Annotated in this window: 13 protein-coding genes; all 13 read left to right on the top strand. The window is 69.2% G+C overall.

Features of this window, described 5'->3' with window-relative positions; all coding sequences use genetic code 11:
• The first annotated feature begins 2 nt into the window (after positions 1–2).
• From ACZ4N4_RS41585 to nuoN, 13 genes are read left to right on the top strand one after another with little or no spacing between them, the layout of a single operon-like run.
• A complete protein-coding gene (locus ACZ4N4_RS41585) occupies positions 3–557 on the top strand; it encodes a NuoB/complex I 20 kDa subunit family protein (protein WP_450754012.1) in 555 nt (184 codons plus the stop codon).
• Positions 554–1,297: an NADH-quinone oxidoreductase subunit C gene (locus tag ACZ4N4_RS41590; RefSeq protein ID WP_450754014.1), complete on the top strand. Its 744-nt coding sequence runs from the start codon at positions 554–556 to the stop codon at positions 1,295–1,297. Before ACZ4N4_RS41585 ends, ACZ4N4_RS41590 begins: the two co-directional genes overlap by 4 nt.
• A complete protein-coding gene (locus ACZ4N4_RS41595) occupies positions 1,294–2,634 on the top strand; it encodes an NADH-quinone oxidoreductase subunit D (RefSeq protein WP_453574576.1) in 1,341 nt (446 codons plus the stop codon). The genes ACZ4N4_RS41590 and ACZ4N4_RS41595 overlap by 4 nt, the downstream gene beginning before the upstream one ends.
• Positions 2,631–3,488, top strand: coding sequence for an NADH-quinone oxidoreductase subunit NuoE (nuoE, locus tag ACZ4N4_RS41600; protein WP_450754018.1), 858 nt, complete (start codon positions 2,631–2,633; stop codon positions 3,486–3,488). Before ACZ4N4_RS41595 ends, nuoE begins: the two co-directional genes overlap by 4 nt.
• The gene (nuoF, locus tag ACZ4N4_RS41605; protein ID WP_453574578.1) at positions 3,488–4,834 is read left to right on the top strand and encodes an NADH-quinone oxidoreductase subunit NuoF; all 1,347 of its coding nucleotides are present in this window, start codon (positions 3,488–3,490) and stop codon (positions 4,832–4,834) included. The genes nuoE and nuoF overlap by 1 nt, the downstream gene beginning before the upstream one ends.
• Entirely contained in the window at positions 4,831–7,335 is a 2,505-nt protein-coding gene (locus ACZ4N4_RS41610; protein WP_453574580.1) for an NADH-quinone oxidoreductase subunit G, read from the top strand. The genes nuoF and ACZ4N4_RS41610 overlap by 4 nt, the downstream gene beginning before the upstream one ends.
• Positions 7,332–8,705: an NADH-quinone oxidoreductase subunit NuoH gene (gene nuoH, locus ACZ4N4_RS41615; RefSeq protein WP_453574582.1), complete on the top strand. Its 1,374-nt coding sequence runs from the start codon at positions 7,332–7,334 to the stop codon at positions 8,703–8,705. The genes ACZ4N4_RS41610 and nuoH overlap by 4 nt, the downstream gene beginning before the upstream one ends.
• Positions 8,698–9,327: an NADH-quinone oxidoreductase subunit NuoI gene (nuoI, locus tag ACZ4N4_RS41620; RefSeq protein WP_453574584.1), complete on the top strand. Its 630-nt coding sequence runs from the start codon at positions 8,698–8,700 to the stop codon at positions 9,325–9,327. The genes nuoH and nuoI overlap by 8 nt, the downstream gene beginning before the upstream one ends.
• Positions 9,327–10,169, top strand: coding sequence for an NADH-quinone oxidoreductase subunit J (locus tag ACZ4N4_RS41625; RefSeq protein WP_467599122.1), 843 nt, complete (start codon positions 9,327–9,329; stop codon positions 10,167–10,169). The genes nuoI and ACZ4N4_RS41625 overlap by 1 nt, the downstream gene beginning before the upstream one ends.
• Complete coding sequence (nuoK, locus tag ACZ4N4_RS41630) at positions 10,166–10,465, top strand: NADH-quinone oxidoreductase subunit NuoK (protein ID WP_046726439.1); 300 nt, start codon at positions 10,166–10,168, stop codon at positions 10,463–10,465. The genes ACZ4N4_RS41625 and nuoK overlap by 4 nt, the downstream gene beginning before the upstream one ends.
• A 14-nt stretch (positions 10,466–10,479) precedes the next feature.
• On the top strand, positions 10,480–12,375 hold the full coding sequence (nuoL, locus tag ACZ4N4_RS41635; protein WP_467598941.1) for an NADH-quinone oxidoreductase subunit L: 1,896 nt from the start codon (positions 10,480–10,482) through the stop codon (positions 12,373–12,375).
• 5 nt (positions 12,376–12,380) lie between these two features.
• Positions 12,381–13,952: an NADH-quinone oxidoreductase subunit M gene (locus ACZ4N4_RS41640; RefSeq protein WP_467598944.1), complete on the top strand. Its 1,572-nt coding sequence runs from the start codon at positions 12,381–12,383 to the stop codon at positions 13,950–13,952.
• Positions 13,949–15,598: an NADH-quinone oxidoreductase subunit NuoN gene (gene nuoN / locus ACZ4N4_RS41645; protein WP_467598947.1), complete on the top strand. Its 1,650-nt coding sequence runs from the start codon at positions 13,949–13,951 to the stop codon at positions 15,596–15,598. The genes ACZ4N4_RS41640 and nuoN overlap by 4 nt, the downstream gene beginning before the upstream one ends.
• Positions 15,599–15,713: the final 115 nt, after the last annotated feature.

Here is a 15,713-nt window from a genome sequence, read left to right on the forward strand (position 1 = left end):
TCATGGGACTCGAAGAAAAGCTGCCGAGCGGTTTCCTGCTGACCACCGTCGAGCAGGCCGCGGGCTGGGTGCGCAAGGCGTCCGTCTTCCCCGCCACCTTCGGCCTCGCCTGCTGCGCCTTCGAAATGATGACGGCGGGAGCGGGCCGGTACGACCTGGCACGGTTCGGCATGGAGGTCTTCCGCGGCTCACCGCGCCAGGCCGACCTGATGATCGTCGCCGGCCGGGTCAGCCAGAAGATGGCGCCCGTCCTGCGGCAGGTCTACGACCAGATGCCCAACCCGAAGTGGGTGATCTCCATGGGCGTCTGCGCCTCCTCGGGCGGCATGTTCAACAACTACGCCATCGTCCAGGGCGTCGACCACATCGTCCCGGTCGACATCTACCTGCCCGGCTGCCCGCCCCGCCCCGAGATGCTGCTGGACGCGATCCTCAAGCTCCACCAGAAGATCCAGAGCTCCAAGCTCGGCGTCAACGCGCAGGAAGCGGCTCGCGAGGCGGAGGAGGCGGCGCTCAAGGCCCTGCCCACGATCGAGATGAAGGGGCTGCTGCGGTGAGCGACGCGAACGGCCACAACGGGGCCAATCCCGAGAAGGACCTCGCCACCGACAACCTCCCCGGCCAGCGAGGCCAGGGCGGCGAGGAGATCCGCGTCCAGCGCGGCATGTTCGGCGCCAACAACGGCGGCGACACCTCCGGCTACGGCGGCCTGGTCCGCTCCGTCCGGCTCCCCGGGCCGGCGGCCCGCCCGTACGGCGGTTGGTTCGACGAGGTCGCCGACGAGCTGGAGGGTGCCCTGGAGGAACAGGGCCTGCTGCCCGCCAACGCCATCGAGAAGACGGTCGTCGACCGCGGCGAGGTCACCTTCCACATCGAACGCGAGCACCTGCTGCGCGTCGCCCGCACCCTGCGCGACGACCCCGCGCTCCGCTTCGAGCTGTGCACCGGCGTCAGCGGCGTCCACTACCTCCACGACAAGGGCCGCGAGCTGCACGCCGTCTACCACCTGCGCTCGATCACCCACAACCGGCTGATCCGGCTGGAGGTCAGCGCCCCGGACGCCGACCCGCACATCCCGTCCCTGGTCTCCGTCTATCCGACCAACGACTGGCACGAACGGGAGACCTACGACTTCTTCGGGATCGTCTTCGACGGTCACCCGGCCCTGACCCGCATCCTTATGCCGGACGACTGGCAGGGCCATCCGCAGCGCAAGGACTACCCCCTCGGCGGCATCCCCGTCGAGTACAAGGGCGCCCAGATCCCGGCTCCGGACCAGCGGAGGTCGTACTCGTGAGCACACAGTCAGCATCCGCCGCGTCGACCGCCTCGGCGCGCGAGACCACCGAGGGCACCGTATATACGGTCACCGGTGGCGACTGGGACGAGATCGTCCAGTCCGCGGCCCGCGCCGACGACGAACGCATCGTCGTCAACATGGGTCCCCAGCACCCCTCCACCCATGGGGTGCTCCGGCTGATCCTCGAGATCGACGGCGAGACCGTCACCGAGACCCGCTGCGGCGTCGGCTATCTGCACACCGGCATCGAGAAGAACCTCGAGTACCGCACGTGGACGCAGGGCTCCGCCTTCGTCACGCGCATGGACTACCTGACGTCCTTCTTCAACGAGACCGCCTACTGTCTCGCCGTCGAGAAACTCCTCGGCATCGAGGACCAGGTCACCGACCGCGCCACGATCATCCGAGTGCTCCTGATGGAGCTGAACCGGATGTCCTCGCACCTGGTCGCCATCGCCACCGGCGGCATGGAGCTGGGCGCCACCACGCTCATGATCTACGGGTTCCGTGATCGTGAAATGATTCTCGACCTCTTCGAGCTCATCACCGGCCTGCGGATGAACCATGCGTACATCCGCCCGGGCGGACTCGCCCAGGACCTGCCACCCGGCGCGGTGGACCAGATCCGCGAGTTCATCAAGAAGATGCGGAAGAACCTCCCCGAGTACGACAAGCTCGCCACCGGGAACCCCGTCTTCAAGGGCCGCATGCAGGGCATCGGCTATCTCGACCTGGCCGGCTGCATGGCCCTCGGCGCCACCGGCCCCATCCTGCGGGCCACCGGCCTGCCGCACGACCTGCGCAAATCCCAGCCCTACTGCGGCTACGAGAACTACGACTTCGACGTCGCCGTCGCCGAGACCTCGGACGCCTACGGCCGTTTCCTGATCCGCCTGGAGGAGATGCGCCAGTCGCTCAGGATCGTCGAGCAGTGCCTGGACCGGCTCCAGCCCGGGCCGGTCATGGTCGCCGACAAGAAGATCGCCTGGCCCGCCCAGCTCGCCCTGGGACCGGACGGACTCGGCAACTCCCTCGACCACATCAAGAAGATCATGGGCACCTCCATGGAGGCCCTGATCCACCACTTCAAGCTGGTCACCGAGGGCTTCCGGGTCCCGCCCGGACAGGTCTACACGGCCATCGAGTCACCCAAGGGCGAACTCGGGGCGCACGTCGTCTCCGACGGTGGCACCCGCCCCTACCGGGTCCACTTCCGCGACCCGTCCTTCGCCAACCTGCAGGCCATCGCGGCGATGTGTGAGGGCGGCCAGGTCGCCGACGTCATCGTCGTCATCGCGTCCATCGACCCGGTACTGGGAGGCGTCGACCGGTGAACACCTCTTCTTCGGAGCGGGGCGTCAGCCTGGGCATGCCCGAGCTGCCCGCGCCCGCGTATCCGGACGACGTCCGGGCCCGACTGGAGACGGACGCGCGCGACATCATCGCGCGCTACCCCGACTCCCGGTCCGCGCTGCTGCCGCTGCTGCATCTCGTGCAGTCGGAGGAGGGGCATGTCACCCGCACCGGCATGCAGTTCTGCGCCGACGTGCTGGAGCTGACCACGGCGGAGGTCACCGCGGTCGCCACCTTCTACACGATGTACCGGCGCAAGCCCTCCGGCGACTACCAGGTGGGCGTCTGCACCAACACGCTGTGCGCGGTGATGGGCGGCGACGCCATCTTCGAGACCCTCCAGGAGCACCTGGGCGTCGGCAACGGCGAGACCACCGACGACGGCAGCGTCACCCTGGAGCACATCGAGTGCAACGCGGCCTGCGACTTCGCGCCGGTCGTGATGGTCAACTGGGAGTTCTTCGACAACCAGACCCCGGCGAGCGCCCGGCGCCTGGTCGACGACCTGCGCGCGGGCCGGGACGTCGAGCCCACCCGCGGGGCCCGGCTGTGCACCTTCAAGGAGACCGCGCGGATCCTGGCCGGCTTCCCCGACGAGCGGCCCGGGGCCGTCGAGGAGAGCGGAAGCGCCGGACCCGCCTCGCTGGTGGGCCTCCACCTGGCCAGGGGAGAGTCCGCGCCCGCGCGCGTGGTCCATCCGCGCCCGGGTCCGCAGGACCGGACGGTACACGAGCCGTCGCCGGCCGAGCACCTCAGTTCCCATGACGCGCCGCAGGAGACCTCGGCCTCCGACCCGTCGCACCCGGCAGGGCCTGCCGCCGAGGAGGGGGAGTGATGACGGTGGTACCCGATCTCAAGGACACCAGCCCCGAGAAGCTGCTCGCACCCGTGCTGTCGGCCTTCTGGGACGAGGACCGGTCCTGGACGCTGGACGTCTACCGGCGGCACGACGGATACGAGGGCCTCCGCAAGGCGCTCGCCATGTCACCGGACGACCTGATCGCCTACGTCAAGGAGTCCGGGCTGCGCGGCCGGGGCGGCGCGGGATTCCCCACCGGGATGAAGTGGCAGTTCATTCCGCAGGGAGATGGCAAACCGCACTATCTGGTTGTCAACGCCGACGAGTCGGAGCCCGGGACCTGCAAGGACATCCCGCTCCTCTTCGCGAACCCGCACAGCCTCATCGAGGGCATCGTGATCGCGTGCTACGCCATCCGGTCGTCGCATGCCTTCATCTATCTGCGTGGTGAAGTCGTGCCCGTCCTGCGGCGGCTGCACGAGGCCGTGCGCGAGGCCTACGCGGCCGGCTACCTCGGTGAGAACATCCTGGGCAGCGGTCTCGACCTGGAGCTCACCGTGCACGCCGGCGCCGGCGCGTACATCTGCGGTGAGGAGACCGCACTGCTCGACTCGCTCGAAGGCCGCCGTGGTCAACCGCGACTGCGTCCCCCCTTCCCGGCTGTCGAAGGGCTCTACGCCTGCCCGACTGTTGTGAACAACGTCGAGTCCATCGCCTCGGTTCCCGCCATCCTGCAAAAGGGCAAGGACTGGTTCAGGTCGATGGGAAGCGAGAAGTCACCCGGCTTCACGCTCTACTCGCTGAGCGGCCACGTCACCAGCCCCGGCCAGTACGAGGCACCGCTCGGCATCACCCTGCGCCAGCTCCTCGACATGAGCGGGGGAATGCGCACCGGCCACCGCCTGAAGTTCTGGACGCCGGGCGGCTCCTCGACGCCCATGTTCACCGACGAGCACCTCGACGTCCCTCTCGACTACGAAGGAGTGGGGGCGGCCGGTTCCATGCTCGGCACCAAGGCCCTCCAGTGCTTCGACGAGACCACCTGCGTCGTGCGCGCCGTCACCCGCTGGACCGAGTTCTACGCGCACGAGTCCTGCGGCAAGTGCACCCCGTGCCGTGAAGGCACCTACTGGCTGGTGCAGTTGCTGCGCGACATCGAGGCCGGCAAGGGCGTGATGTCCGACCTCGACAAGCTGAACGACATCGCCGACAACATCAACGGCAAGTCCTTCTGCGCCCTCGGCGACGGCGCCGCGTCCCCGATCTTCTCCTCGCTCAAGTACTTCCGCGAGGAGTACGAACAGCACATCACGGGCCGGGGCTGCCCCTTCGACCCGGCCAAGTCGACGGCCTGGGCGGACCGCCCGGAGGTGAACGCATGACCGTGACCACGAGTTCCCCCTCCTCGGGGGGGACGGCGGCGGTTCCGCCGCAGGACCTCGTCACGCTGACGATCGACGGCGTGGAGATCAGCGTGCCCAAGGGCACCCTGGTCATCCGCGCCGCCGAGCAGCTCGGCATCGAGATCCCGCGCTTCTGCGACCACCCCCTGCTGGACCCGGCCGGCGCCTGCCGCCAGTGCATCGTCGAGGTCGAGGGCCAGCGCAAGCCCATGGCGTCCTGCACGATCACCTGCACCGACGGCATGGTGGTGAAGACCCATCTCACCTCCCCGGTCGCCGAGAAGGCCCAGCACGGGGTGATGGAGCTGCTGCTCATCAACCACCCGCTGGACTGCCCGGTCTGCGACAAGGGCGGCGAATGCCCGCTGCAGAACCAGGCGATGTCGCACGGCAACGCCGAGTCCCGTTTCGACGGCAAGAAGCGCACCTTCCAGAAGCCCCTCCCCATCTCCACCCAGGTGCTTCTCGACCGTGAGCGGTGCGTGCTGTGCGCGCGCTGCACCCGGTTCTCCAACCAGGTCGCCGGCGACCCGATGATCGAGCTCCTGGAACGCGGCGCGCTCCAGCAGGTCGGCACCGGCGAGGGCGACCCGTTCGAGTCGTACTTCTCCGGGAACACCATCCAGATCTGCCCGGTGGGCGCGCTGACCTCGGCGGCGTATCGCTTCCGCTCCCGTCCCTTCGACCTGATCTCCTCGCCGTCCGTGTGCGAGCACTGCTCGGGCGGCTGCGCCACCCGCACCGACCACCGGCGCGGCAAGGTCATGCGGCGGCTCGCCGCCAACGACCCCGAGGTCAACGAGGAGTGGATCTGCGACAAGGGGCGCTTCGGGTTCCGGTACGCGCAGCAGAAGGACCGCCTGGAGACCCCGCTGGTCCGCAACGCGCAGGGCGTTCTCGAACCCGCCTCCTGGCCGGAGGCGCTCGACGCGGCCGCCCAGGGACTGGCCGCGGCCCGTTCCCGGGCCGGCGTCCTCACCGGCGGCCGGCTCGCCGTCGAGGACGCCTACGCGTACAGCAAGTTCGCGCGCGTCGCCCTCGACACCAACGACATCGACTTCCGCGCGCGCGTGCACAGCAGCGAGGAAGCCGACTTCCTGGCCGCCCGGATCGCAGGCCGCGGCCGCGACCTCGACGGTACGGGCGTCACCTACACCTCGCTGGAACAGGCGCCCGCCGTGCTGCTGGTCGGGTTCGAGTCGGAGGAGGAGGCGCCCGGCGTCTTCCTGCGGTTGCGCAAGGCCTGGCGCAAGCACAAGCAGAAGGTGTTCTCGCTCGCCACGCACGCCACGCGCGGCCTGGAGAAGACCGGCGGCACGCTGCTGCCGGCCGCGCCCGGCACCGAGACCGAATGGCTGGACGCGCTCGCGAGCGGCGTCGGCCTGGAGGAGCCCGGCACCCAGGCCGCCGAGGCGCTGCGCACCGAGGGCGCGGTGATCGTCGTCGGCGAGCGGCTGGCATCGGTCGTCGGCGGCCTGACCGCCGCCGTACGGGCCGCCACCGCCACCGGCGCACAGCTGGTGTGGATCCCGCGCCGGGCCGGTGAGCGCGGCGCGATCGAGGCGGGCGCGCTGCCGTCGCTGCTGCCCGGCGGACGCCCGGCCACCGACCCACGCGCGCGTGACGAGGTCGCCGCCGCCTGGGGCGTGTCCGAACTCCCGCTCCGCTACGGCCGCGACACCGGCCAGATCATCGAGGCCGCCGCCCGCGGTGAACTCTCCGCCCTGCTGGTCGCCGGCGTCGAGGTCGCCGACCTGCCCGACCCCACGCGCGCGCGTGCCGCACTCGAAGCCGTCGGCTTCCTGGTCTCGCTGGAGCTGCGGCCCAGCGAGGTCACCGAGCGCGCCGATGTCGTCCTCCCGGTCGCCGCCGTCGCCGAGAAGGCCGGCACCTTCCTCAACTGGGAAGGCCGGGTGCGGTTCTTCGAGGCCGCGCTCAAGCCCGAGCAGATGACCCGGCGGCTCGCGCCCACCGACGCGCGCGTGCTGCAGATGCTCGCCGACGCCATGGACGTCCACCTCGGCCTGCCCGACCTGCGCACCACGCGCGCGGAACTCGACCGGCTCGGCGCCTGGGACGGGCCGAAGGCCTCCGAGCCGCTGGAGACGGCGGGACCGCTGCCGCGGCCGGCGGCCGGGGAGGCCGTGCTCGCCGGACACCGGCTCCTGCTCGACCAGGGCGTCCTCCAGGAAGGCGACGAGGCCCTCGCCGGCACCCGGCACGCCGCCCACGCCCGCCTGTCCGCCGCGACCGCCGCCGAGGCCGGCATCGCGAACGGCGAGCTGGTCGCCGTGACCTCGGGCGCCGGCACCGTCGCACTCCCGCTCAGGATCACCGAGATGCCCGACCGCGTGGTCTGGCTCCCGCTGAACTCCGTGGGCGGCGGCGTCGCCTCCGACACCGGGGCGCTGCCCGGCGCACTCGTCCGCATCGGCCCGGCGGCCACCGCCGATGAGGCCCCCAAGGAGGTGGAGGCATGAGCCCGTACCCGTACCTCGCTGCTGAAGACCTCTCCATGTTCGGCCGCGACCCCTGGTGGCTGGTCGTCGTCAAGGCGGTCTTCTGCTTCGCCTTCCTGATGGTGACCGTGCTGGTCTCCATCGTCATGGAGCGCAAGGTCATCGCCTGGATGCAGCTGCGCATCGGCCCCAACCGGCACGGCCCCTGGGGCATGCTCCAGTCGCTCGCCGACGGCGTGAAGCTGATGCTCAAGGAAGACCTCATCGTCAAACGCGCCGACAAGGCCGTCTACATCCTGGCGCCGATCGTCGCGGCCATCCCGGCGTTCATGGCCATCGCGGTCATCCCGTTCGGACCGGCCGACAACGAGGTCTCGATCTTCGGCCACCGCACCACGATGCAGCTCACCGACCTGCCGATCGCGATGCTCTACATCCTCGCGGTCGCCTCCGTCGGCATCTACGGCATCGTCCTCGCCGGCTGGAGCTCCGGATCCACCTACCCGCTCCTCGGCGGCCTGCGCTCCTGCGCGCAGATGATCTCCTACGAGATCGCCATGGGCGCCGCGTTCGCGTCGGTGTTCCTGTACTCGGGCTCGATGTCGACGTCCACGATCGTCGACCAGCAGCAGGGCCGCTGGTACATCGTGCTGCTGCCGGTCTCGTTCATCATCTACGTCGTCACCATGGTCGGCGAGACCAACCGCGCCCCCTTCGACATGCCGGAGTCCGAGGGCGACCTGGTCGGCGGCTTCAACACCGAGTACTCGTCGATCAAGTTCGCGATGTTCATGCTCGCCGAGTACGTCAACATGGTGACGGTCGCTGCCGTGTCGACGACGCTGTTCCTCGGCGGCTGGCGCGCCCCCTGGCCGATCAGCACCGTCTGGGCGGGCGCCAACCACGGCTGGTGGCCGATGCTCTGGTTCGTCGCCAAGGTCGTCGTGCTGCTGTTCGTCTTCGTCTGGCTGCGCGCCAGCCTTCCGCGGGTGCGCTACGACCAGCTGATGAAACTCGGCTGGAAGGTCCTCATCCCGGTCTCGGTCGTCTGGCTGATGCTCGTCGCCACCGTACGGACCCTCCGCAACGAGAACTACGGCTTCAGCGACATCGCCCTCTACGTCGGCGGCGGAATCCTCGCGCTGCTAGTCCTGTCCTTCGTCGTCGACATGTTCCGCGACAAGGGCGGCAGGGAGGGCGCGCAGCCCGCCGCCGAGCCGGTCGCGTTCGACCCGATGGCAGGCGGCTTCCCCGTGCCGCCGCTGCCCGGACAGGAGCTGCCGCCGGTGCCTCGGCGCAGCCCGCGCCGGGAGCGGGAGCTGATTGTCAGTGGTGGACCGGACACTGTCAGTGACGGATCTACGGATGGAAAGGAGGCGTCCGATGGCTGAGGAGCCCAAGGAGACCGAGCCCGGTTTCCTGAACCCCGTGGCCGGCTTCGGCGTGACCTTCAAGGCCATGTTCAAGAAGCGGCTGACCGAGCAGTACCCGGAGCAGAAGAAGACCACGGCTCCGCGGTTCCACGGACGGCACCAGCTCAACCGCCATCCGGACGGCCTGGAGAAGTGCGTCGGCTGCGAACTGTGCGCCTGGGCCTGCCCCGCCGACGCCATCTACGTGGAGGGCGCCGACAACACCGACGAGGAGCGTTACTCGCCGGGTGAGCGCTACGGCCGCGTCTACCAGATCAACTACGCCCGCTGCATCCTGTGCGGCCTGTGCATCGAGGCGTGCCCCACGCGCGCACTCACGATGACCAACGAGTTCGAGCTCGCCGACACCAGCCGCGCCAACCTCATCTACACCAAGGAGCAGCTGCTCGCCGGCCTCGAAGAGGGCATGGTCGACAGCCCGCACGCGATCTTCCCGGGCACCGACGAACAGGACTACTACCGGGGCCTGGTGACCGAGGCCGCGCCCGGGACCGTCCAGCAGGTGGCCGTCTCCAAGGGCGAACAGCCTCAATGGGCAGGCCCTTCGGACGCGGCGCAGGACGAGGAGGTGGAGGCATGATGGGCCCGCAGCTCGCCGCCTACGCCACCTCCACCGGGGAGGCCTTCCAGTTCTGGGTCCTCGGCACCGTCGCCGTGTTCGGCGCCCTGGGCACCGTCCTCATGAAGAGGGCCGTGCACAGCGCCCTCTGTCTCGCCGGCACCATGATCATCCTGGCGGTGTTCTACCTCGCCAACGGCGCCTACTTCCTGGGCATCGTGCAGATCGTCGTCTACACCGGCGCGATCATGATGCTGTTCCTCTTCGTGGTGATGCTGGTCGGCGTTACCGCCGCCGACTCCCTGACCGAGACCATCAAGGGCCAGCGCTGGCTGGCCCTTCTCTGTGGGGTCGGCTTCGGCGTCCTGCTCTTCGCGGGCATCGCCAACGCCTCCCTCAAGAACTTCAACGGCACCGGCCAGGCCAACGCCAACGGCAATGTGGAGGGCCTCGCCGCCCTCATCTTCACCAAGTACGTCTTCGCCTTCGAAATCACCGGTGCCCTGCTCATCACCGCGGCCGTCGGCGCCATGGTGCTCACCCACCGCGAGCGCACCGAGCGCGCCAAGACCCAGCGCGAGCAGTCCGAACTGCGCGTCCGTGAAGGCAAGCACCTGCCGCCGCTGCCCGCCCCCGGCGTCTACGCCCGGCACAACGCCGTCGACATCGCCGGCCTGCTGCCCGACGGCACGCCGTCCGAGCTCACGGTCAACAAGACGCTGCGCGACCGCGGCCAGATCCGTGACGTGTCCGCGGAGGCCCTCAACGACCTGCGGGCCCTGGAACAGCGCGCCGAGGAACGGCTGGAGCGGACGCCGATCGAGCCGGAGAACCTCAAGCGGCCCGAGGAGGCATCGAAGTGAACCCGGTCTACTACCTCTATCTCGCCGCCCTGTTGTTCACGATCGGCGCCACCGGTGTGCTGATCAGACGAAACGCGATCGTCGTCTTCATGTGCATCGAGCTGATGCTCAACGCCTGCAACCTCGCGTTCGTCGTCTTCTCCCGCATGCACGGCAATCTCGACGGCCAGATCATCGCCTTCTTCACGATGGTCGTCGCCGCCGCGGAGGTCGTGGTCGGGCTCGCGATCATCGTGTCGCTGTTCCGTACCCGCCACTCGGCCTCGGTCGACGACGCCAGCCTGATGAAGCTGTAAGGGGTCGCTGAATCGTGGAGAACCTCATTGCGCTGCTGATCGCGGCGCCCCTGCTCGGAGCGGCCGTCCTCCTGGTCGGCGGCCGCCGCCTGGACGGCGTGGGCCACTGGATCGGCACGCTCCTGTCGACGACCTCCTTCGTGTTCGGCGTGATCCTCTTCGCCGACCTGCTGGGCAAGAACGCCGAACACCGCACCCTGATGCAGCACCTGTTCACCTGGGTCCCGGTGGCCGGCTTCCAGGCGGACGTCACCTTCCGCCTCGACCAGCTGTCGATGACGTTCGTCCTGCTGATCACCGGCGTCGGCTCGCTCATCCACCTGTACTCGATCGGGTACATGGAGCACGACGAGCGCCGCCGCCGCTTCTTCGGCTACCTCAACCTGTTCCTCGCGGCGATGCTGCTGCTCGTCCTCGCCGACAACTACCTGCTGCTGTACGTCGGCTGGGAGGGCGTCGGCCTCGCCTCGTACCTGCTGATCGGCTTCTGGCAGCACAAGCCCAGCGCGGCCACCGCCGCGAAGAAGGCCTTCCTGGTCAACCGGGTCGGCGACATGGGCCTCTCGATCGCGATCATGCTGATGTTCACGACGTTCGGCACGTTCGCCTTCGGCCCCGTCCTCAGCCACGCCACCGACGCCTCCGAGGGCAGGCTCACCGCGATCGGCCTGATGCTGCTGCTCGCCGCCTGCGGCAAGTCCGCCCAGGTTCCGCTGCAGTCCTGGCTCGGGGACGCCATGGAGGGCCCGACCCCGGTCTCGGCCCTCATCCACGCGGCGACCATGGTCACCGCCGGCGTCTACCTCATCGTCCGCTCCGGAGCGATCTTCAACGCGGCGCCGGACGCACAACTCGTCGTGACCGTCGTCGGCGCCGTCACGCTCCTGTTCGGTGCGATCGTCGGTTGCGCGAAGGACGACATCAAGAAGGCCCTCGCCGGTTCGACGATGTCGCAGATCGGCTACATGGTGCTCGCCGCCGGCCTCGGCCCGATCGGCTACGTCTTCGCGATCATGCACCTGGTGACGCACGGCTTCTTCAAGGCCGGACTGTTCCTCGGCGCCGGTTCCGTCATGCACGGCATGAACGACGAGGTCGACATGCGCAAGTACGGCGGCCTGCGCAAGTACATGCCGGTCACCTTCATCACCTTCGGTCTCGGCTACCTCGCCATCATCGGCTTCCCGGGCCTGTCAGGCTTCTTCTCCAAGGACAAGATCATCGAGGCGGCGTTCGCCAAGGGCGGCACCGAGGGCTGGATCCTCGGCGCCTGCGCCCTGCTCGGCGCGGCCATCACCGCCTTCTACATGACGCGCGTGATGCTGATGACGTTCTTCGGCGAGAAGCGCTGGCAGCCCGACGAGCACGGCCACGAGCCGCACCCGCACGAGTCCCCGAAGGTCATGACCATCCCGATGATCGTGCTGGCGATCGGCTCGGTCTTCGGCGGCGCGTTCTTCAGCATCGGCGACCGTTTCCTGCACTGGCTGGAGCCGATCACCGGTCACAGCGAGGGCGACTCCCCGCTGAGCGCGACCACGGTCACCGGCGCCACCATGGTGTGCCTGGTCATCGGCGTCGGCATCGCCTACCTCCAGTACGGCCGCCGACCCGTCCCGGCCATCGCCCCGCGCGGTTCGCTGCTCACCCGCGCGGCCCGCCGCGACCTCCTCCAGGACGACTTCAACCACGTCGTCCTGGTCCGCGGTGGCGAACACCTCACCCGCTCCCTGGTCTACGTCGACCACACCCTGGTCGACGGGGTCGTCAACGGCACGGCGGCGGGCTTCGGCGGGCTGTCCGGCCGACTGCGCAAGCTCCAGAACGGCTACGCGCGCTCGTACGCGGTCTCGATGTTCGGCGGCGCTGCCCTCCTGGTCGCCGCGACCCTGCTGATGAGGGCGGTCTGATACCGATGTCCTTTCCTCTGCTGACAGCGACGGCGGTGCTCCCCGCCGTCGGGGCGGTCGCGACGGCCGCCGTACCGGCCGCACAGCGCACCGCCGCCAAATGGCTCGCGCTGCTGGTCTCGCTCGGCACGCTCGCGCTGGCGATCGTCGTCCTGGTCCGCTTCGACCCGGGCGGCAGCCGCTACCAGCTCACCGAGTCCCACGCCTGGATCTCGGACTTCGGTGTCCGCTACGAACTGGGCGTCGACGGCATCGCGGTCGCCCTGCTCGCGCTGACCGCCCTGCTGATCCCGTTCATCATCCTCGCGGGCTGGCACGACGCCGACCCGCTGGAGACCGGCAGCAAGCGGTGGCGGCCCACCCAGGGCTTCTTCGCCCTGATCCTGGCCGTCGAGGCGATGGTGATCATCTCCTTCGAGGCCACCGACGTCTTCCTCTTCTACATCTTCTTCGAAGCCATGCTGATCCCGATGTACTTCCTCATCGGCGGCTTCGGGGACCGTGCCCACGCGGGCTCCGACGAGAACGCGGCGGCCCAACGGTCGTACGCGGCCGTGAAGTTCCTCCTCTACAACCTGGTCGGCGGCCTGATCATGCTGGCCGCGGTGATCGGCCTCTACGTGGTCGCCGGGAACTTCTCCCTCGCGGAGATCGCGCAGGCCCGCGCGAACGGCTCCCTGCACATGGCGACCAGCACCGAACGCTGGCTGTTCCTCGGCTTCTTCTTCGCCTTCGCGGTGAAGGCGCCGCTGTGGCCGCTGCACACCTGGCTGCCCAACGCCATGCAGGAGTCCACCGGCCCGGTCGCCGTCCTCATCACAGCGGTCGTCGACAAGGTGGGCACGTTCGCGATGCTCCGCTTCTGCCTCCAGCTGTTCCCGGAGGCCTCGAAGTGGGCGACGCCCGCCATCCTCGTCCTCGCCGTGATCAGCATCATCTACGGCGCCCTGCTCGCCGTCGGCCAGCGGGACATCAAGCGCCTGGTCGCCTACGCGTCCATCTCGCACTTCGGCTTCATCATCCTGGGCATCTTCGCGATGACCAGCCAGGGCCAGTCCGGCGCCACCCTCTACATGGTCAACCACGGCATCTCCACGGCCGCGCTGATGCTGGTCGCCGGCTTCCTGATCTCCCGGCGCGGCTCGCGGCTCATCGCCGACTACGGCGGTGTGCAGAAGGTCGCCCCGGTGCTCGCCGGCACCTTCCTGATCGGCGGCCTGGCCACCCTGTCGCTGCCGGGTCTCGCCCCCTTCGTGAGCGAATTCCTGGTCCTGGTCGGCACGTTCACGCGCTACCCGGCCATCGGCATCATCGCCACCCTCGGCATCGTCCTCGCCGCGCTCTACACCCTCGTCCTCTACCAGCGGACGATGACGGGCCCGGTGAAACCGGAGGTCTCCGCGATGCCCGACCTGCGCGCGCGTGAACTCGTGGTCGTCACCCCGCTGATCGTTCTGCTGATCTTCCTGGGGGTCTACCCGAAGCCCGTCACGGACATCGTCAACCCGGCGGTCAAACAGACCATGTCGGACGTACACAAGACCGACCCCAAGCCCGCAGTGGAGGCGGCCAAGTGAGCGCAGCAGCCGTCCACAGCCTGTGGACAACCGCAGCCGAGCCGATCTCGAAGATCGACGCGCCGAAGATCGAATACGGACAATTGTCCCCCACCCTGATCGTGCTCGGCGCGGCGATCGTCGGGGTGCTCGTCGAGGCGTTCGTCCCGCGCAAATCCCGCTACTACGCGCAGGTCTTCGTCTCCGCCGTCGCGCTGTGCGCGGCCTTCGCGGCGGTCGTCGCACTGGCCGCGGACGGATACGGCACCACCAAGGCGCACATCGCCGCCATGGGCGCGATCGCCGTCGACGGACCGTCCCTGTTCCTGCAGGGCACGATCCTGCTGGCCGGCCTGCTCGCCCTGTTCACCTTCGCCGAACGCCGCCTCGACCCGGCCGCCCACGGCAACCGCGTCGACTCCTTCGCCGCACAGGCCGCCTCCGTGCCCGGCAGCGACAGCGAGAAGGCCGCGGTGAAGGCCGGCTTCACCACCACCGAGGTCTTCCCGCTGCTCCTCTTCGCGATCGCCGGCATGCTGGTGTTCCCCTCGGCCAACGACCTGCTGACGCTCTTCGTGGCCCTGGAGGTCTTCTCCCTCCCGCTCTACCTGATGTGCGCCCTGGCCCGCCGCAAACGCCTGATGTCCCAGGAAGCCGCGGTCAAGTACTTCCTGCTCGGCGCCTTCGCCTCCGCGTTCACCCTGTTCGGCATCGCGCTGCTGTACGGCTACGCCGGCTCGGTGTCGTACGCCACCATCTCCCAGGTCGTCGACGGCACCGTCACCAGCATCGACCCCGCCCTCGCCGAAACCATGGGCAACGACGCGCTGCTCCTGATCGGCACCGCGATGGTCGTCATGGGCCTGCTCTTCAAGGTCGGCGCGGTCCCCTTCCACATGTGGACGCCCGACGTCTACCAGGGCGCGCCCACCCCGGTGACCGGCTTCATGGCCGCGGCGACCAAGGTGGCCGCGTTCGGCGCGCTGCTGCGCCTGCTGTACGTCGTCCTGCCCGGCCTGCGCTGGGACTGGCGGCCGGTCATGTGGGGCGTCGCGATCATCACCATGCTGGGCGGCGCGATCGTCGCGATCACCCAGACCGACATCAAGCGACTGCTCGCGTACTCGTCGATCGCGCACGCCGGATTCATCCTCGCGGGTGTCATCGCGACCTCGAAGGACGGCGTGTCGTCCGTCCTGTTCTACCTGGCCGGGTACTCCTTCGTGACCATCGGCGCCTTCGCCGTGGTCACCCTGGTGCGCGACGCCGGCGGAGAGGCCACGCACCTGTCCAAGTGGGCCGGCCTCGGCCGCCGCTCACCGCTGGTCGCGGCCGTCTTCGCGGTGTTCCTGCTGGCCTTCGCGGGTATCCCGCTGACCTCCGGCTTCGCCGGGAAGTTCGCCGTGTTCAAGGCGGCGGCGGAGGGCGGCGCGGCCCCGCTGGTCGTGGTCGGTGTGATCTCGTCGGCGATCGCCGCGTTCTTCTACATCCGCGTGATCGTGCTGATGTTCTTCAGCGAGCCCAGGCCCGACGGTCCCACGGTCGCCGTTCCGTCACCGCTGACCATGGCGACGATCGGCGTCGGCGTCGCGGTCACGCTGGTGCTCGGCGTGGCACCGCAGTACTTCCTGGACCTGGCGAGCCAGGCGGGAGTCTTCGTGCGCTGATCCGTCCGGTACGGCCGTGGGCCCCGGTTCCCTCCGAGGAACCGGGGCCCACGCGCGCGTGGGCGGTCCTGGACCGCAGGGCCACGGGCTGCCGGCACCTGCGGCGCGCCGGCCG

The sequence above is a fragment of the Streptomyces sp. NPDC026538 genome, assembly GCF_055567535.1.